The following is a 19,071-nucleotide window of genomic DNA, read 5'->3' as shown; positions in this document are numbered from 1 at the left end:
TCTTAACTTGCCTTACATCAAAAGGCCGTCTGAAAAAATTGCCCGTGCTTTTTCCTCCCCTCTATAATTCGGCTGTAATTTTATTTCCATCAAAGGCAAGACCATGAAGCAATACACTCTCGATCCCCACGCCTTAATCGGCGGCGTGATTGCCGAAGACAACGACCAACAAATCGTGCAGCTTTCCCTTCAGAAAGACAACGAAATCCCTACCTACGAAACCGATGCGATCATCCTGCTGATCGTGCTCAACGGCAGCGCGCAAATCATCACCGAAAAAGAAACGCTCGATACCAAAGGGCTGCAAGTGGTGCGCTTGGAACCGCACGAAGCCCACAGCATCCGCGCGCTGGAAAACAACACCAATATTCTGGTGTTCAAACAGCTCACCCACGAGCTGGTATTCAGCAAAAAACTGCGTTTCGGCAGCTGCTGCATGTAAGCGCCTGTAATCCGTAAAAAAGGCCGTCTGAACATTTTCAGACGGCCTTTTCACATTATTCGGCACTTACGCGTTTTCAGCCTCGGCTTTACGCAAAATAGCGTATAACTGGTCTTTCAGATGCAGTTTTTGTTTTTTCAGAACCTCGATTTCATCCAAACCGCCGGTTACGGGATTATTGGTCAAACCGGTAATTTTGTCGTCCAAATCGTTATGCTCGTCAAACAAACGGGCGAAGTGTGCGTCTTCTTGTCTCAGTTTAGCAATCAAATCACGGTATTCTGGAAACATTTTGTTTTCCTCTTTGAAATAACAAATTAAAAATAAAGCAGTTATGCCTTTCTGATTTCGATTACATTTTATAACAAAGCAAGGATTGCCTGCCAGCTTTATTTTATTTCAGACGGCCTCTTCCCCACGCCGCCCAACTGGACGTTTCCCCCTACCGCGCATACAATCGCAAGCATTATCTGCAAAGGAAACTGTCATGAAAAACGCCGTCGAAACCATCAAAAACCACCGCACCTACCGGCATTTCAAAAGCGGCTCCGCCCTGCCGGAAGAACACTTGCAAACCATCATCGACTGCGCCCGCCAAGCCCCTTCCTGGATGAACGGCCAGCACTACACCATCATCAACATCACCTCGCCCGAACTGCGTGCAAAAATCACCGCCCTGCAACCGGCCAACCCGCAAATCGGCACGTGCAGCACCTATCTGGTTTTCGTGGCAGACCTGCACCGCGCCGATTTATCCGGCCGCGCCTGCGGCGGCACCTTCAGCGCGGCCGGCGAACCCGACAGCCTGATTACCGCCGTAACCGATACCGCACTGGCCGCCCAAAACGCCGTGGTTGCCGCCGAAAGCCTCGGCTACGCCACCTGCTACACCGGCGGCATCCGCAATATCGCCGCCGAATTGATCGAACTGCTCAAGCTGCCTAAAAACACCTTTCCGATTGTCGGCCTCTGCATCGGCATTCCCGACACCGACATGCGCATCAAACCGCGCCTGCCCGAAAGCGCCGTTTACGCCGAAAACGAATACCCGTGCGACCAAACGCTTTCAGACGGCCTCGAACAATACGAACGCACCATGACCGCATTCGGCGAAGCGCGCGAAAAATTTCCTTTCCGCGAAAAATTCGCCCGTTATTACAGCAGCACCTACGCACCGAAAAACATTCCGCTGCTGCAACAGCAGGGCTGGCTTACCAAAACTACGTCCGACAACTGAAAAGGCCGTCTGAACCTTGCGTAAATTCAAACACGTCTACGGCCTGAACGGGCAGTTTGTCAAACTCGAAAACCGCCCTTACTGGCTGCAAGTCAACGATGCCGAATACCACCCCGACCATGCCGCAAGCACCACATTCGGCTTGGCGGGCGAAAACCTCTATGCGCTCGAAGGCGACATGCCGCCCTTGAAGCTGCCCGACAACGTGCTGACTTTTTCCAAAGAAGCCGATGCCATCGAACGCAAAAAACTGGAAGCCGCCGCCTTAGCCGAAATTGCCAAAAATCTGAGTGCGGCGCAGGCGGAATACGAGCTGGAAAAATTGATAGAATCAATCGAATACTATCTCAAACAAGATGATTTATTTAAATAATTCGATTTTTCCGTTTTCAGACGGCCTCCGCCCGCATGAATGGATTTTGTTGACAATATCGCCGTTTTTCATAAGCATAAAACACAAAACTCGGCTACAATGCAGTCTTTCCGTTTAATCAGTTTTCAGACGGCCTCTGCAAGCCGGATCGAGGCCGTCTGAAATGTTCCCCACCCCGCCATCCCAAAGGAACCAACATGTTTTCAAAAAGCGTAACCATTGAGAAATACGATCCCGAACTCGCCGCCGCGATTGCCAAAGAAGTGCAACGCCAGCAAGATCATGTCGAGCTGATTGCTTCGGAAAACTACGTCAGCTGCGCCGTGATGGAAGCGCAAGGCAGCCAGCTTACCAACAAATATGCCGAAGGCTACCCCGCCAAACGCTATTACGGCGGCTGCGAATACGTGGACATCGCCGAGCAACTAGCCATCGACCGCGTGAAAAAACTCTTCGGTGCCGAATACGCCAACGTGCAGCCGCATTCCGGCTCGCAAGCCAACCAAGCCGTGTACGCTTCGGTGCTGAAACCCGGCGACACCATCCTCGGCATGAGCTTGGCACACGGCGGCCACCTCACCCACGGCGCATCGGTCAACATTTCCGGCAAACTGTATAACGCCGTTACCTACGGCTTGGACGAAAACGAAGTGCTGGATTACGCCGAAGTGGAACGCTTGGCTTTGGAACACAAACCGAAAATGATTGTGGCCGGTGCTTCCGCCTACGCCCTGCAAATCGACTGGGCCAAGTTCCGCGAAATCGCCGACAAAGTGGGCGCATACCTGTTTGTAGACATGGCGCACTACGCAGGTTTGATAGCCGGCGGCGAATATCCCAACCCCGTTCCGTTTGCCGACTTCGTTACCACCACCACCCACAAAACCCTGCGCGGCCCGCGCGGCGGCGTGATTCTGTGCCGCGACAACACGCACGAAAAAGCCCTCAATTCCGCCATTTTCCCAAGCCTGCAAGGCGGCCCGCTGATGCACGTGATTGCCGCCAAAGCCGTGGCCTTTAAAGAAGCGTTGGAGCCTGAATTCAAAGAATACGCCAAACAAGTGAAAATCAATGCCGCAGCCATGGCGGAAGAGTTGGTGAAACGCGGTTTGCGCATCATTTCGGGCCGCACCGAAAGCCATGTTTTCCTAGTAGATTTACGCTCGAAAAACATCACCGGTAAAGCCGCCGAAGAAGCCTTGGGCAGAGCGCACATTACCATCAACAAAAACGCCATTCCGAACGACCCGGAAAAACCGTTTGTTACCTCCGGCATCCGCGTCGGCACCGCCGCGATTACCACCCGCGGTTTCAGCGAAGCCGATGCCCGCGAGTTGGCCAATTTGGTTGCCGACGTGCTGGAAAACCCCGAAGACCAAGCTACTTTGGAGCGTGTAGCCAAAGCCGCTACCGCTTTGTGCGAGAAAAATCCGGTTTACGGCGCTTGATTCGATTTAATCGGATAATGTGAAAGAGGCCGTCTGAAAACATGTTTTCAGACGGCCTCTTTATACAAAACATCAATAAATACCGAACAAATACCAGCCCAATGCCAACACCGCCGCCACCAAAAACACCCACGCGCTGATCTGCACCACTTCGCGCAGCGCACGTTTCTGTTTGCGGCTGAACAAACGGTTCACCACCAATCCGATTAATGCGATAAAAAAAACAATGCGTAAAATACGGCCTATCATCTATCTTTTCCCACAGGCCGTCTGAAAACAACGGCTGCCGATTGCGGCTCTTTGCATAAACCCCACCCCGCCCGCTCCGGCAATAAAACCCGATCGTAATACTGAGCGCAAAGCGGCAAACATTAGAAACCGAAACGGTCGCCGTCGGGCGGCGCGGTGGAATTATTCGGTTTCTTCACTATATAATAACCGCTTTCCGTCTTTTCCGCCCAACCGCCATGACCACACACACCGACGATCCATGGATTGTTACCCCGCAGAAAATCCCGTTTGAAACCCCGTTGGCATTGCAAAACGGCCAAACGCTGCCGCGCTTCGATTTGATGGTGGAAACCTACGGCACATTAAACGGGCAGAAATCCAATGCCGTTTTAATCTGCCACGCCCTTTCCGGCCACCACCACGTTGCCGGACGGCACCACCCCGACGACAAACACCCCGGCTGGTGGGACAGCATGGTCGGCCCGGGCAAACCGATCGATACCGAACGCTTTTTCGTCGTCGGCCTGAACAACCTCGGCGGCTGCCACGGCAGTACCGGCCCGTTGAGCATCAACCCCGAAAGCGGCGAAGAATACGGTGCCGATTTTCCCGTGATCACCGTGAAAGACTGGATAAAAAGCCAAGCCCTGTTAGCCGATTATTTCGGCATCCGCCGATGGGCGGCGGTTGTCGGCGGCAGCTTGGGCGGCATGCAGGCATTGCAATGGACGATAGACTTCCCCGAACGGGTGAAAAACGCATTGGTCATCGCCTCTTCCACCCGCTTATCCGCCCAAAACATCGCGTTTAACGACGTGGCCCGCCAAGCCATCATCACCGACCCCGACTTCCACGACGGCCACTACCGCCGCCACAACACCATACCGCGCCGCGGCCTGCGCATCGCCCGCATGATGGGACACATCACCTATCTCGCCGAACAAGGCTTGGGCAGAAAGTTCGGCCGCAACATGCACAGCGACGGCTACCAATACGGCTACGGTGTCGAATTCGAAGTGGAATCCTACCTGCGCTACCAAGGCGACAAATTTGCCGAACGCTTCGATGCCAACACCTATCTGCGCATGACCAAAGCTTTAGACTACTTCGCCCCCGCCGCCGACTTCGGAAACGACTTGACCGCCGCCTTAAAAACCGTGCAGGCTAAATTTTTTGTCGCCAGTTTCAGCACCGACTGGCGTTTCGCCCCCGCCCGCTCGCGCGCGCTGGTGAAACATTTGGTGAAAGCCGGCAAAGACGTTCAATACATCGAAGTCGAATCCGCCCACGGCCACGATGCCTTTCTGATGACCGACGAACCCTACATCCGCGCCGTACGCGCCTATATGAACAACGTAGCCGAGGAATGCGCCCATGACTGAATTGCGCGACGATTTACAACTGATTTACGACTGGATTCCCGCCGGCAGCCGCGTGCTCGATTTGGGCTGCGGCAACGGCGAATTGCTTTCCGCGCTGATCAAATATAAAAATTGCAGCGGCTACGGCGTAGAAATCGACACCGACGGCATCATCGCTTCGATGGAGCGCGGCGTAAACGTGATTCAGGCCGACTTGGAACAAGGTTTGCAGGATTTCGACGACAACAGCTTCGACATTCTGGTGCTCAGCCAAACCATACAGGCCATGCAGAACACCGAAACCATCCTGCGCGACCTTACCCGCGTGGCGAAACAGGCGATTGTGTCTTTCCCGAACTTCGGCTACTGGCGCAACCGCCTGCAAATCGGCCTGCTCGGGCGCATGCCGGTATCCGAACGCATGCCCTACCAGTGGTACAACACACCGAACATCCATTGGTGCACCCTGCAAGATTTCGACCGCCTGTGTGCCAAAAACCGCATCCGCGTATTGGAGCGCACCGTGATGACGGGCGGCAAACGCATCAACATGCTGCCCAACCTGCTCGGCAGCTTGGCCTTTTACCGCGTGGGATAGTTTGCATAGTCGAGAGGCCGTCTGAAAATACTTTCAGACGGCCTCTTTCGATATGTTGGTACCGGTACGGCAAAACCGTTAACGGAAAAAGTCGCCCATTCCGGCAGGTAAGCCTTGGGTGAACGCGCCCATGGTTTTGTTGGTGGTTTCTTCCGCTTTACTGCCTGCGTCGTTGATGGCGGCCAATACCAAATCTTCGAGCATTTCTTTGTCGTCGGCCGCTTCTTTGATCAAATCTTCGCTGATGTCGATTTTGCGGACAACGTGGTTGCAGGTCATGGTAACTTTAACCAAGCCGTTGCCTGCTTCGCCGTTTACTTCGGTTTCAGCCAGCTTGGCTTGCGCTTTTTTCATGTTTTCCTGCATTTGTTGAGCCTGCTTCATCAGGCCGCCTAATCCGGCTTTTCCGAACATGGTTTTACTCCTGGTTAAAAAGGGTTTGATGATACCTTTTGAATGGGCGGACGGCAATACGGCGCGGCTTTTCAGAAGGGTATATTCACGGTGTGTCATACTCGGGCTTGACCCGAGTATCTCCCTATCTTAATCGGCATTCAAGATACTCGGGGCAAGCCCGAGTATGACGGTATGGTTTTGCCGATATATGGTTAACGAAACCGTTTTCAGACGGCTTGAGACCTTTGCAAAACCCCCATCTGCGGCGCATTTCTGCGTTGTGCGCTGCCCGCTCGTTTGCCTATCGTGTGATATGTCTGCACTCGCTGCGCTGCTACGCCTTGAACTGCATCCACATCTGAGGGTTTTGCAAAGGTCTCGGCCTCGATGCCTTATTCCTGCGATTCAGCCAGCTCCAGCGTGTCGGGCAGCCATCGGGCTTCGAAAAACTCGAGAATCTGCCGTGCGGCGGGGTCGGCTTCGAGCAGTTGCTGCGCTTTTTGGCGGCCTTCGAGCTGCAGGCGTTTGCTGCGCATGGCGGGGGTTTCCCAGCCTGCGCCGTCGCGCCACGCTTCGGTTTGCAGCTTTAAGGTCAGGCCGTATGCGTCGGCGAGGGTGTTTTGGATTTTATCCAAACGCTCTTTGGTGGTGGTGGCGCGGGCTTCGTCGGTGAGGGCGAGCATCATCAGGCCGGTTTCGGGCTGATAGCTTGTCCAAACGGCGTGTTGCGCCAGCATTTGTGCCGCGCCGAGTTTGGGGGCGAGGCGTTTGACAATGGCCGCCCAGTTTTCGGGGGCGAACTCGGGCAGTGGGGCGAAACCTGCCTGCTCTTCGGTCTCGGCCTGCTCTTCGGTCTCGGCCTGCTCTTCGTCTTCGCTATCGGCTGCGTTTTCAGACGGCATCGGCGGCTCGTAGGTTTGATATTCGGGGTAGTCGTATTCTTCGGGGAAATACGGCGCCGCGTCCGCATCAAACGGGGCTTCGGCATATTCGGGCGGATAATCCGAGGCCGTCTGAAAAGCGGTTTCGGCGGTTTCAGACGGCATGGTTTGCGGGCTTTGAACTTCGCTCAACGGAGAGGCCGTCTGAATGTCTGCCGTACTTGCTGGCGGGGTTGCCGCTGCGGCCTGAAGGCTTTCCATGCTTTCAGACGGCATGGTAGCGGCTTCGGGTTGGTTGGTTTGAAGCGTTTCAGTTGCGGCTTGTTCTTGCACGGCAACTTGCTCACCTGCGGTTTCAGACGGCCTTGCTATCGGTGTTGAGGCCGTCTGAAAATGCTCTGCTGCCACGGCGGGCGTTTCTTGCATGTGATTCTGCAAAGACGCTTCTGCCGCCTGAACCGCTGTTTGCGTTTCAACTTTTTCAGACGGCCTTATGGGTTCGGAGGCCGTCTGAAAACCATCCGCTGCCGCAGCGGGCGTTTCCGGCACATCTTCCCACGGCGGTGTATCTTCTGCCTGTGCCACGGCCTGTTCAGACGGCCTTGCCACGGTTTCGGAGGCCGTCTGAACAGGTTTCGGTTCGGCCGGCGGCTCAGGCAGAATCAGCGGCTTTTTTGCGGCAGGTTCCGCCGCTTCGGGGTTGTGCAGTTGTGTGCCTTCTATCACGCCGTCGGGGTCGTGCGCTTTGGCGGCAATCGGGGCAAACGCGAGCATACGCAACAGCGTCATCACGAAACCGGCGTATTCGTCGGGCGCGAGGCTCAAGTCTTGTTTGCCGTGGATAGCGCATTGGTAGTAAAGCTGGATTTGTTCGCCGCTTAAATATTGCGATAAGCGCAGCAGGGTTTCATGTTCGGGGTCGTCGGCAATGGCGGCGGGAACGGTTTTCGCCAAGGCCAGCCGTTGCAGCAGCATAGCCAGTTCGCTCAAGGCGTTGTCGAAACCGATGGCGCGGGCGGCCATTTCTTGTGCTTTGCGCAGCAGTTCTTCGCCGTCTTGGTTAACGATGCCTTGCAGCAGTTCGTAAAGATAGCGTTTGTCGACCGCGCCGATCATCTGGCGGACATCATGCTCGGTAACGCTGCCGGAACCCATCGCAATCGCTTGGTCGAGCAGGCTCAAGGCATCGCGCATCGAACCCATGGCGGCGCGGCCGAGCAGTTGCAGCGCGGGCGGCTCGAACGGAATCTGCTCCACCGTCAGCACATGCGCCAAGTGGTCGGCCACTTGCTGCGTGGTCATGTTGCGCAGTACGAATTGCAGACAGCGGCTCAATACGGTAATCGGCACTTTGTGCGGGTCGGTAGTCGCAAGAATGAATTTCACATGCTCGGGCGGCTCTTCCAGCGTTTTCAGCATCGCATTGAACGCGCTTTTGGAAAGCATGTGCACTTCGTCGATGATATAGACTTTGTATTTGCCGGCGGTGGGCGCGTATTGGGCGTTTTCGAGCACTTCGCGGATGTTGTCGATGCCGGTGTTGGAAGCCGCGTCGATTTCGAGCAGATCAACATATCGCCCCGCGTCGATTTGGGTGCAGCTTTGGCACGCGCCGCAAGGCTCGCCGTGGTTGGCGTTTTCGCAGTTGAGGCTTTTCGCCAGAATGCGGGCGATGGTGGTTTTGCCCACCCCACGCGTGCCGGTAAGCAGATAGGCGTGATGCAGGCGGCCTTCGTCGAGCGCGTTGCGCAATGCTTTGACAACATGCTCCTGCCCGACCAAATCGGCAAAGGTTTTAGGCCGCCACTTACGGGCGAGAACTTGATAAGCCATAGATTAATTCTGATTTAATTTTAATAAAGTTTGTTGGAGTTTCTGGGCTGTTTCATAGCCAATGACACGTTTTCTAAGCGAATATGCGAAAGTTGAATATACAAACACCATAACTAGGCAAATAATGCTGACCGTCTTATCTGTTATATTTTTTGGAGATATATTTTCTGGAACTTGTTTTACAATACCTAAAATTATTAAAACAAAAAGTATAAAATACAGAATAGAAGCAACTAACAATACCCGATTAAATATTCTATCTCCTTTATATTTATTTTTATCTTTTGGCGTAATAACAATAGATAATAAGCTATTATCTGTTTTAATATATCTCTTGGATTTTCTTATATCTGCAATATTAACTGCAGGATTTTTAATCAAAGAATAAATGTTGCTTCTTAGTTTTTTATTCGCATGTATTCCAGATATTTTTTTAAAACGTATATGGTTATAATTTTCTTTTAAAATTTCTCTTATACCTTCTTCTAAGTTGTTGTCATTGATATCTTCTCTAATCGATTTTTTACGCTTAACTGTAATAAAATCATATAGGTTTTCTATGTGATTTATGTTAATAAGGAGCTTCCATAAGATATATACAAGGATAGATGCAATTGTTAGCAATATTCCTCCTTTTCCGAGAAGAAGTGCAATTTTGTCAAAATCTTGCATAGTTTGGTGCTTTCTTTGAGTTTACAAACGGTAGTTGCCGCCCACGCCGTTGGCGATATCGCGTACGGCGGTTACATACATGCGGCTGTGGTTGTATTGCCATACGGCGTAGAAGTTATTCAGGCCGATATAGTATTCATACACGCCCGGTGCGGTTTCGAGGCGGTAGAGCACGGCTTTTTCATTGTCGTCCACCACTTCCTGCGGCATCACGCCCAAGCGTTTGAGTTCGCCCACTGTGCGGGTGAGCGCGGTTTTTTCGTCGATGATGTTTTGCAGCTCTTGCGTGATGGTGAGCGTAACCGGCACCACCATTTTGCCGTTGGTCTGCCAGCCGTGCGCTTTCATGTAGTTCGCCACCGAAGCCGCCACGTCGCCGACGTTGTTCCAAATATCGCGCACACCGTCGCCGTCGTAATCGACCGCATATTTGCGGAAGCTCGAAGGCATAAACTGCGGCATGCCCATCGCGCCGGCGTAGCTGCCTTTAAAACCGAATACGTCGCGCTTCTCTTCTTTTGCCATCAGCAGAAATTCGTTTAATTCTTTTTGGAAAAACTCGGCACGGCGCGGATAGTCGAACGCCAGCGTGCTTAAAGAATCCGCCAAACGGAAGCTGCCCATATTGTTGCCGTAGTTGGTTTCGATGCCGATGATGGCCACGATCAGTTCGGCCGGTACGCCGTAGCTGCGCGCCACGGCATCAATGGTGGTTTTGTGTTGTTCGTAGAAACGCTTGCCGTTGTTGATTTTTGACGCGCCGGAGTTGCCGGTACGGAATTCATACCACGGGCGCGACGTACCGGGGCGGTTCATGATGTTGATGATGTTGCCTTTGTAAATCACGCCGTCGAAAAAGCTCTGCAACTCGCTTTCGGTAAACTTGCCGCTTGCTGCTTCATGCGCGATAAAACGCTGCACGTTGGCGTTGCCGTTGAATCCGCTGATGGCCACCGAGTCGGCCGCTTGGTCTAAAGACGGGCGTTTGGGAAGGGGTTTGACCGGTGTTTCCGGTGTCGTTTGCGTAGTGGTACATGATGCCAATATCAAAGCGGCCGCCAGCAGAACTGCATTTTTTTTCATTTTCATTGAGAAATCCGTTTTCATTATAAGGTGGTGTGAATGCGGAGTTTATCAAATTTGCAAGACCGGTTAAAGCAAAGATTTTATTGCCGTTTCTTTTTAAATTTTATGCTCTTTCAACAGCCAGCCCGCAAAAATCAGATTGAATGCCACCCCCGCCGCCACGCTGATGCCGAATGCGGCCACCGCAGGTGTGCCGCTCATGCCGAGCAAGGCAAACGAAATACCCGTGGTCATGGCCGCCAACATCATCCCGCCGAGGCGGGCGGGAGCGGAATGCTTGGCGGCTACGGCGTAAACAGCATAATCCACCCCAATGGCGGAAACCAGCAGCAGGCCGAACATGGCAAACAGGCTGATCGGAATGCCCAGCCAGCCGAGCACGGCAACGGTGCAGCCGGCGGCGGCCAGCGGCACGGCCAAAATCTGTATGCCGCGCTTGGTGCCGAACATGCGCCACAGCAAAAACCACGCCAACGCATAAGAGGCCAGCTTCAGCCACGCGGCCTGATTGCGGGTGTGCAGAAACAGTTCGTTCAAATGAGAGCGCTTGTCCGCCCAATGCACCCCTTCCATATTTTTTAAGACGGCCTGAATGGAAGCCGCGTCCCGAATACCGTTCAGACGCACGATAGAGGCAAAGCGGTTCGGCGCAACTTCGCCCAGATACAGTGGTTGCCAGCCTTCGGAAATCTGCGTTTGCAGGCCGTCTGAAAGCGTTTGCGCGGGCATTTCGGCAGCTTCTTGCAAGGCTGCCCTCACGGCTTCGTCGGGCACGTCGATTTCGCGCATGGCCGCCCATGTTTCCGGCCGTTCAGACAAACCGCGCAAACGGTTTTGCAGCGATTTCTGCTCCGACACCGGCATCATCCATTGGTCGAGCGACTGGATACCGGCGAGTTTCCGTTGCGCCATCAGCGGCTGCAAACGGCTGTGCACTTCGGCATTGCGTTGCAGCAGCGCATCTTGGTTTCCGGCCTCGACCAACACATATTGGCCGCCGAATTCCGTGCCGCTCAATTCGCCGATTCTGCGTGCCTCCGCAAGCATTTCGGGCGACAAAGCCGTCCATTGGCGGATGTCGTCGCGCCAGTCGCTGCGCCACAATCCGAGCCCCGCCGACACCAGCAACACCGCCAGCGGCAGCGGTTTGAACACCATGTTTTTCAGACGGCCTACCGCTCGATCGAGGCCGTACATCATTGCCGTAAACGGCACTTCTTTGCTGCGGTAATGCTTAAACAGCACCGGCAGCCACAGCACCGTCGCTCCGAACGCCCCCACCAATGCAAAGCCCGAAAACACGGCAGTCTGGCGCAATACCGACAGCGGCGTGAACCACAGCAAAGCATAACCCAGCACGGTAATCAGCAGGCTCACGGCGAAAGTCGGCAGCACATGGCGCATGGCAGGCATAGGCCGCCAACCGCTTTCAGACGGCCTTCCGGCAAACACCGACGGAGCCAGCCAATGCAGCGGAAAATCCGCCAGCATGCCCACCAAGCTCGTGCCGATCACAATCGTTAAAATATGCACTTCGCCGAACACCAGCAAAGCCGCCGCCAGCCCCGTGAGCAACCCGGCCGCCAAAGGCAGGGTAAGCCAAAACACGCGCGCACTGCGGAACACCCACAGCAACAACGTAAACGTCAGCAGCAGCCCCGCCGCCGCCATCAGGTGGCTTTCGCGTTCTGCCCCCGCTTTGGCCGCCGCCGCAAACACCGCCCCGCCCGCACTCAGCGTTTCCACGCCGCGTTGCGCCGCCATTTTGCGGCTGCGCTCCAGCAACGGCAGCAGGTCTTCACTGCCGTTGGCGATGTGGTTGCTTTCCGGCAGCCTGCCGCGCAGCCATACCCATGTTTTACCGTTTTCTTCGCTGAACAACATGCCGTTGTCGGCATTCCACTGCAAACGGCTTTGCGGCGCGGCACGTTCCATCACAAACCGCCCGAAACCCAGCCAATCCTGTTCCAAAGGCAGCGGCGACACGGCAGCAAACGGATTCACCGCCGCTTCGGCACGCGCTTGGAAATACTGCCGCGGGTTATCCGCAAGCAATTTCCGCTGTTCGGGCGGCAGCACCGCCAGCCCCAGCCGCTGCACATCTTGGCGGATTTGCGCCAAGTCGGGCGAAACGCTGCTGTCCACCCCTGCAAACACCCCGCTTTTACGCCATACTTCGGCAATGTCGGAGGCCGTCTGAAAAGCCTTTTCCGCATCATCGCTGCCCGCCAGCAGCACCACTTGGCCGTTCAACTGCTTTTCGCTGAACTTGTCGGCCGTTTCCAGCAGCACATCCGGTGTTTGCTCCGCCGGCAACAAGGCGGTCAAATCGGTTTGCAGCCATGTGCGGGTAGCAAAGGTATAAGCGAGAAAAGCGGCAAGCAGCAGAATGGAAAGCGTGTAGAGATAGCGGAATTTCATATTGGGCAAAGGCCGCCTTTTCAGACGGCCTCGAAATTTAAAATAAAAAAAACAATAAAATTATAGCTTAATACCGGCCGTCTTAAATCAATCTTTCAGACGGCCTCCGCCGTCGGTTTTTCTGACACGCTCTTTATTGCGGTAAAGAATACTGAATCCGGTATCGGAAACAGGCTTTCCCTACCCTATCAACCGACGGAAAATTGCATGTTTCCCCGAACACCATAACCGTCTGCAACATGCTGTTCGAGATTGCCTTTATAGGCCAAAGTAAATTTAACCTTGCCGCTCGGTTTGCCGGTGCCCTCTTCCAAAACGGCAATATTGAAACAGGCATCCTAAAAAAGCCGTCTGAAATATGCTTTCAGACGGCATACATAATATTTAATCGACAAAAACATTATATTTCAGACGGCATGTCTGCTTTTCACGGTCGCCGTCAAACCAGAAATGGAAATAATAGGGGGAGTATTCGGGGGCTTCGCTTACATGGTATTCGGCTGATTTAATGTTTCCGTCCTTATCCATTTTATCTATAGAATAATATGTAATGTCTTTAAACACTTCTATGTGTGCGGAAGTTCCATCCAGCAGTTTGATTTCAAACAATTTATTATTATTGGATACATAGACTTCCCCAACTTTTCTCACTTTGATAGGATATTTTGCCTGTTTTTTCAATGAATAGGCATTCAGGACTAAATATTTTGATTCTAAATCTTTAATTTCCACTCTTTTTTCTTGAGCAAGTTGTTTAACTTCTTCATATATTTCTCTTCCCCGGCTATATTCATTATCAGGCAAGCCCAAAAAATGTATGGAAGTGCGAAATTCCGGAGACTCATTATCCCCAATAATGTCTCCTTTACTGTCTTTACATTGAATTGACTCTATTGTTGTAATTTCAGTCTTAAGTAAATAACTAATACTGTTTGTAGAAAAATTGAAAGTATTTTCTATTACACTGGGAACTTTATCAATTGGAATCAGGCCCTTAGATTCTGACTGACTGATTTCTGAAACTGTATCGGTATGCTTACCCTGTATTTGAGTTTTTTGCTCAACATGCTCAGCCTGTGTACAAGACATCAACAGAAACAAACAACAAGATAAAACAGATTTGTAAATACTCATATATATATATTCCTTTTCAAGTTTACCTACCGATAAAGATCAGTGTTGCTTATCTTCTCTGCTATCTTTCACTGCTTTGTTTTTTCTCATCATCAATTTGGTGCACTTTCAACAAGCCGTTCTATATCCCACAGATTTATTTTTCAAAATAATAATACGGTATGGAAATTGATATCTTTAAAAAAGCCGTCTGAAATATGCTTTCAGACGGCATAAATAATATTTAATCGACAAAAACATCGTATTTTAGACGGCATGTCTGCTTTTCACGGTCGCCATCAAACCAGAAACGGAAATAATAAGGGGAATATTCGGGGGCATTGGTCAAATCGTGTTCAGCATCTTCATTATCTGTATGATAATAAGGAATATCTTTAAACACTTCGATATGAGCGGATGTTCCGTCTAATAACCTGATCTCAAAAATTCTACTATTGGGAGAAACGTATACTTCACCAACTTTTTTTATCGAAATCGGATGTTTGCTCTTATCTTTAAGGGAATATGCGTTTAATACTAGGTATGTCGATTCCAAATCATGAAAGCTGAGTTTTTTTGATTTGCTAAGCTGAATAATTTCTGCATATACTTTTTCCCATATTTTCCATTGTTGTATATATCTATCAGATAACCCTCTGAAAATAATTGCTATAGATTGAGAATTTTGTATGGTACTCTCTTTGCTGTATTGACACTCAATCCGTTCTACATCCGTGGCCTTAAGTAAATCCAAAATATGAAAATCCGCAGAACCGGTAAAATTTTTTCTTTTGTTTACTACTTCATCTATTGGGATTAACTGCTTGGTTTCAGACTGACTGATCTCTGAAGCTGGACTAATATCCTCGTTTGATGTTTTGGTCTTTTCAACATGTTCTGCCTGGGTACAGGACATTAGCAGCAATAGGCAGCCGCGTAAAACGGATTTAAGAATACTCATAATCTTTCTTTTATTTCCTCTTAATATGATATGCAGATGAAATGTCTAAAGAGTCTGAAATACACTTTCAGATGATCTAACGATATTTAATCGACAAAACCATATTTAATTCAGCATGTCTTCTTTTCTCAAATGGATATTTTATTTTCATGAGCAGCCCTCCATTAATTCCAAATATCCTTTACTCCCTATCTCAAAGCTTTCAACTTTATTATTTGAAATATTATATTTGACTCCAATTTTATTAGGATGCCAATAAACAATGGAAAAACCAGAATATGGATTTTCTAAGCGTATACCTTTTTTATGGAAATGTTTCTGATAGACGACCTTTAAAGAATCACCGATTTTTACATTAAAAGGAGATGATATATTTCTATCATCTGTTCCAATAGTAACAACAATATCATTGTCAACCATATAGCTGACATTTTTGTATACTCCATCCGTAGCAATGAAACAGGTACTATTTTGCTCATGTTCCAATTCTTTCTTTAATCTTTTGGAGTTGAATTTAGAGTTAATACCAATACCATTAAATCCATCAATCTGAAATTTATTATCGACGGTTTGTTGTGCACATGCAAAATTTGAAAGGCTAATCAATAGTAACCCTACTAAAATTTTATATTTTTTGTATTTTTCCATTATGCTTCCCTATATGTAAATGGTGATGATGATTAACCCAAAAACGTGTTCCCTCTACAGCTGGAATTTTACTTGTTGCCGTAGTACCAGTGTAAAAAGTTTGAATTCCAAATAATTTAAATATTTCAACCCATTTTTCATTTGCCACTTTATCAAATTCTGATTGAGACGCAAGAATAGTGCCACTTGAGTTAGGAATAAGATATCTTTTTGTATTTGGTTTTGCCAGATATCTAAAATCGCAAGATTCACCATTAATATGTGAACTACTAGGATTGGGGCTGCCATCTTTATGGCTTCCACCATGACTCACAAAAACCCCAGGGGCATTCAGCACATCTGTGCTGTAGACACACATAGCACCTAATATAGCAGCCATCATGATTGGATTTATATAATACCTTTCTGTATTAAATATTAAAGTATATCCAACATTTCCTTGCTTATATTCATTAACGGATCTCATATCCAATAAATGTATTGTTTTTTGAGGCTTTTCTAATACTCCTTTCTTTACCCATTTTTTTGCTGGAAATAATTTTGTCCGTTTTAAAAAATGTTGATTTTCTTGTATATCATAATAAATAAACTCAACAAATCCCGTTGCGGCCTCATTTTCCCTTTTAATCGTACCATCATAGTATATATGATAACGGACGGTATCTTTTGAAACATTCTCCTCCCCTACCACCGTCAGCGGTTTCCCACCTTTCTCCGTATGCGTATTCTTCTGTTTTACCGGCTCTTGCTGCTTCGGTTTCGGCAGTTCTGTTTTCTGCTCTTCTGCCGGCTGGCTTTGGCGATTCCCATTTTTTGGCGGAGATGTCGGTTTTGCTACTCCTATAACCTGTTGTGCTGTCCGAGCCACGGTTGTCTCCGCAGTTTGTCCGGAACCCTGTGCAATCTGAACGGCAGTCAGGTTGACGATAATTTTTCTGACGGATACGGATTGCAGACATCTTTGATAAAGCAAAGGATTGCCTTTGTTACCAAATCCGTACACAAACCCCAACAATGCTTTGATTTTCAGACGGCCTTCGGCATCGGTTTTTCTAATGCGCTCTTTATTGCGGTAAAAAATACTGAATCCGGTATTGGGAACGGGTTTTCCCTCCGTATCGACCACCAGAATATGGAATGTGTGTACCGGTAAGGAAATATTGACCGTCGTATCCCTCAGGCTTTCCGATACTGTAAATGATGTAACCGGTTGGAGGTTCCCTTCTCCTGCCATACAGAACTGGATTTTCTGCCCCGTTTCGGCAACAATGTTTTCTTTAATCCCACTTCCATCTGTAATATGTTGTTTGGGATTGCCTTTATAAACCAAGGTAAATTTGACGTTACTGATTGGTTTGCCGGTATCCCCTTCCAAAACGGCAATATTGAAATTGATATCTTCTGAAGCTGTTTTTTCAGATTCAGAGATATTCTCCGATGAAGGCTGTTCCTCCGTATCTTGTTTTTTAGGTTCCGGTGCGCCTTTTGCCGCTAACGGAGCACTGACTTTCATATACGAAGCGATAATGCTGTACGGTTGCGTTTTATCTGCGCTTTGAATAATTTCTTCGCTCTGACGTCCATCAATTTCTAAGACGATTTTGGCACCGGGATGTCTGACGATAACAGGCAATTCTCCATCTTGATCCGTTTGATAGCTTACTTTAAACGGGTTGTTTGGGTATTTGCCGCTGTAGGAAGAAAGAATTGTAACGGTTTTGCCTTCCAGAGGAAGATCGTCGGGCTCTTTCAGTTTTATTCTGACTTTGCGTTTACAGCAGGTTTCTAAATCATAATTGGCAAACAAATCAATATAATGACTGATATGCACACCATTTCCATCAAATTCTTTATGAGATTTGCCGGTATTTTTATTAATCTTTAATGAGCCGGGGGCATTTAAAAAAGAAGCCAATCCTCCCAATCCGACCAGATGGCAACCTGCAATGCAACCTGATTCTGTAATTTCAATCCCTTTTACAATTTTTCCATAATATTCATTTAAACCAGTGGCACGTAATCTTTTACACCATAAATCTATAGATAAATTAATGGCTGCAATCTGAGTTTGACGAGATGATTTAAAAGCTTCTAGTGATATTGCACCGTTTTTTCCTGTCCATAGTCCGTCTTTTGTTTTATAGCCAATATCGATAAGAGCAGATGTTCCGTATTGAAACAACCCTACATAACCATGACCATTAACTACCCTCATCGAGTCTTGGTTAAAAGCATCATCTTTATTTAAATCAGCAGAGCTTTCTCTCCTTGCTAATGCAAAGATAAATCCTTCTCTATTGGAATTATATGCAATTCCTTCTACTGGTTTATTTTTTCGCATAATTTACCTGATTTTCTCTTAATTTCCGAAGTTTTTATAATCTTCTAATAAATCATCTTGTTGGTTATCAGTTGAATTGAGGGTATTGTCATCTTCCACTGGTGCTGCCACGCATTTTCTTCTAGGATCAAGTTCTAAGTACTTATCTAATATAGATTTAAGTTCAATATCTTCTTTATTTGCAAAGGCACCTGCTACAAATTGACATTCAAACGTAAAGTGAACGCCATAGGCATTTTTATAATTCGGCGGATAAATTACAGTCAATTGTGAGCGATCTTTTGTATTGAATACAAAATTTACGGTATAGACTTTTTTATTTTTTTTCGCTTTAACGCAAGAATAAGTGTAGTTTTCAATAGAATTATTTTGATTAAACCTTACTTTTTTCCAAACCTTACGCAACATAATGTTGGCATCAGTCCCTCTTTTCATATAATAAAGATCTGTATTCCTTATATTTCCACAATCACTATTAGGGAAAAAAATAATCTGTTTATCATCCGTTGTTAATGTAACCTCATTGCCTTTTTCAGCATATGAATAAGATATAAAAACTGCCAATAAAACAGATAAAATGAACTTGTTTTTCATATTTAATTTCCAAAATTATTGAAATCTTCTATTAAATCGTCTGTGTTTATATTATTACCAACATCTTGCTCAACATCCTCTTCATAATCTTGATGATCATCTGTACAACAACAGCACTCTTCGTGTAAATCACAATGTTTTTCTTCCACCAAATGCCACTTGTCATCGTCTGTCAACTTACCAATAACAACTATCTCAATTTCATCTTGTGTATTACCAAAGAATCTTGAAGTTCTTCCATCATGATCTAACTTTTCGAAAGTTTCTGAGTTTTGACCTCTATGAATAACTTGATAGCTTAATCCTTGCTCCAAAATTTCTTTTGTAAATATATAGCTGAAATCAAAACGACGGCTGTATATACCCGTAGTAGGTAATAAAGGGGTTTTTACATTCATACTACTCGGCCCCGTAACCTCCCAAGCCGCCGCCTTC

At 48.5% G+C, this 19,071-nt stretch carries 19 protein-coding genes and 1 pseudogene; 7 read left to right on the top strand and 13 right to left on the bottom strand.

Features of this window, described 5'->3' with window-relative positions; translation table 11 throughout:
* Positions 1–103: 103 nt before the first annotated feature.
* Positions 104–442, top strand: coding sequence for a hypothetical protein (locus Q0X97_RS11240; protein WP_107879380.1), 339 nt, complete (start codon positions 104–106; stop codon positions 440–442).
* Positions 443–508: 66 nt separating this feature from the next.
* Here Q0X97_RS11240 and Q0X97_RS11235 read toward each other — a convergent pair whose 3' ends face one another.
* On the bottom strand, positions 509–733 hold the full coding sequence (locus Q0X97_RS11235; protein WP_302067179.1) for a YdcH family protein: 225 nt from the start codon (positions 731–733) through the stop codon (positions 509–511).
* 196 nt (positions 734–929) lie between these two features.
* On the opposite strand from Q0X97_RS11235, the gene Q0X97_RS11230 reads away from it, so the two are divergent.
* The 3 genes from Q0X97_RS11230 to glyA all read left to right on the top strand — a co-directional run bounded on the left by Q0X97_RS11230 (position 930) and on the right by glyA (position 3,500).
* Entirely contained in the window at positions 930–1,679 is a 750-nt protein-coding gene (locus Q0X97_RS11230; protein ID WP_302067752.1) for a nitroreductase family protein, read from the top strand.
* A gap of 16 nt (positions 1,680–1,695) precedes the next feature.
* The gene (locus Q0X97_RS11225) at positions 1,696–2,052 is read left to right on the top strand and encodes a hypothetical protein (RefSeq protein WP_107879310.1); all 357 of its coding nucleotides are present in this window, start codon (positions 1,696–1,698) and stop codon (positions 2,050–2,052) included.
* 197 nt (positions 2,053–2,249) lie between these two features.
* Complete coding sequence (gene glyA / locus Q0X97_RS11220; RefSeq protein ID WP_302067750.1) at positions 2,250–3,500, top strand: serine hydroxymethyltransferase; 1,251 nt, start codon at positions 2,250–2,252, stop codon at positions 3,498–3,500.
* 72 nt (positions 3,501–3,572) lie between these two features.
* On the opposite strand, the gene Q0X97_RS11215 is transcribed toward glyA, so the two are convergent.
* On the bottom strand, positions 3,573–3,749 hold the full coding sequence (locus tag Q0X97_RS11215; RefSeq protein WP_199901450.1) for a hypothetical protein: 177 nt from the start codon (positions 3,747–3,749) through the stop codon (positions 3,573–3,575).
* Positions 3,750–3,967: 218 nt separating this feature from the next.
* Between Q0X97_RS11215 and Q0X97_RS11210 the strand changes: the two genes are divergently transcribed.
* Together Q0X97_RS11210 and metW are read left to right on the top strand one after the other, a co-directional pair.
* Positions 3,968–5,113: a homoserine O-acetyltransferase gene (locus Q0X97_RS11210; protein ID WP_302067747.1), complete on the top strand. Its 1,146-nt coding sequence runs from the start codon at positions 3,968–3,970 to the stop codon at positions 5,111–5,113.
* Positions 5,106–5,690, top strand: a complete 585-nt coding sequence (gene metW, locus Q0X97_RS11205; RefSeq protein ID WP_302067745.1) for a methionine biosynthesis protein MetW — start codon at positions 5,106–5,108, stop codon at positions 5,688–5,690. The genes Q0X97_RS11210 and metW overlap by 8 nt, the downstream gene beginning before the upstream one ends.
* A gap of 78 nt (positions 5,691–5,768) precedes the next feature.
* On the opposite strand, the gene Q0X97_RS11200 is transcribed toward metW, so the two are convergent.
* Positions 5,769–6,104: a YbaB/EbfC family nucleoid-associated protein gene (locus Q0X97_RS11200; RefSeq protein WP_107879314.1), complete on the bottom strand. Its 336-nt coding sequence runs from the start codon at positions 6,102–6,104 to the stop codon at positions 5,769–5,771.
* Between the two features lie 227 nt (positions 6,105–6,331).
* Between Q0X97_RS11200 and Q0X97_RS11195 the strand changes: the two are divergent.
* A pseudogene (locus Q0X97_RS11195) lies at positions 6,332–6,471 on the top strand (lipoprotein signal peptidase); the annotation flags it as partial.
* Positions 6,472–6,478: 7 nt separating this feature from the next.
* Here Q0X97_RS11195 and dnaX read toward each other — a convergent pair.
* From dnaX to Q0X97_RS11145, 10 genes are all read right to left on the bottom strand, one after another.
* Entirely contained in the window at positions 6,479–8,800 is a 2,322-nt protein-coding gene (dnaX, locus tag Q0X97_RS11190) for a DNA polymerase III subunit gamma/tau (RefSeq protein WP_302067186.1), read from the bottom strand.
* 3 nt (positions 8,801–8,803) lie between these two features.
* Positions 8,804–9,472, bottom strand: a complete 669-nt coding sequence (locus Q0X97_RS11185) for a hypothetical protein (protein ID WP_302067743.1) — start codon at positions 9,470–9,472, stop codon at positions 8,804–8,806.
* A 21-nt stretch (positions 9,473–9,493) separates the two neighbouring features.
* A complete protein-coding gene (gene mltB, locus Q0X97_RS11180) occupies positions 9,494–10,555 on the bottom strand; it encodes a lytic murein transglycosylase B (RefSeq protein WP_302067197.1) in 1,062 nt (353 codons plus the stop codon).
* A gap of 99 nt (positions 10,556–10,654) precedes the next feature.
* The gene (locus Q0X97_RS11175) at positions 10,655–12,979 is read right to left on the bottom strand and encodes an MMPL family transporter (RefSeq protein ID WP_302067741.1); all 2,325 of its coding nucleotides are present in this window, start codon (positions 12,977–12,979) and stop codon (positions 10,655–10,657) included.
* Positions 12,980–13,363: 384 nt separating this feature from the next.
* The gene (locus tag Q0X97_RS11170) at positions 13,364–14,113 is read right to left on the bottom strand and encodes a hypothetical protein (RefSeq protein WP_302067189.1); all 750 of its coding nucleotides are present in this window, start codon (positions 14,111–14,113) and stop codon (positions 13,364–13,366) included.
* A 223-nt stretch (positions 14,114–14,336) separates the two neighbouring features.
* Positions 14,337–15,053, bottom strand: coding sequence for a hypothetical protein (locus Q0X97_RS11165; RefSeq protein ID WP_302067190.1), 717 nt, complete (start codon positions 15,051–15,053; stop codon positions 14,337–14,339).
* 147 nt (positions 15,054–15,200) lie between these two features.
* The gene (locus tag Q0X97_RS11160; RefSeq protein WP_302067191.1) at positions 15,201–15,701 is read right to left on the bottom strand and encodes a hypothetical protein; all 501 of its coding nucleotides are present in this window, start codon (positions 15,699–15,701) and stop codon (positions 15,201–15,203) included.
* On the bottom strand, positions 15,679–18,042 hold the full coding sequence (locus Q0X97_RS11155; RefSeq protein ID WP_302067192.1) for a peptidoglycan-binding protein LysM: 2,364 nt from the start codon (positions 18,040–18,042) through the stop codon (positions 15,679–15,681). Before Q0X97_RS11155 ends, Q0X97_RS11160 begins: the two co-directional genes overlap by 23 nt.
* Positions 18,043–18,060: 18 nt before the next feature.
* The gene (locus tag Q0X97_RS11150) at positions 18,061–18,636 is read right to left on the bottom strand and encodes a hypothetical protein (protein WP_302067193.1); all 576 of its coding nucleotides are present in this window, start codon (positions 18,634–18,636) and stop codon (positions 18,061–18,063) included.
* A gap of 2 nt (positions 18,637–18,638) precedes the next feature.
* On the bottom strand, positions 18,639–19,071 hold a 433-nt coding region (locus Q0X97_RS11145), incomplete at its 5' end, for a hypothetical protein (protein WP_302067739.1).

Origin of the sequence: Neisseria sp. MVDL19-042950 (genome assembly GCF_030504625.1) — a bacterium.
GTDB lineage: Bacteria > Pseudomonadota > Gammaproteobacteria > Burkholderiales > Neisseriaceae > Neisseria.
The sequence above is the reverse complement of the archived record's forward strand: the minus strand, read 5'-3'. Positions and strand labels throughout refer to the sequence as shown.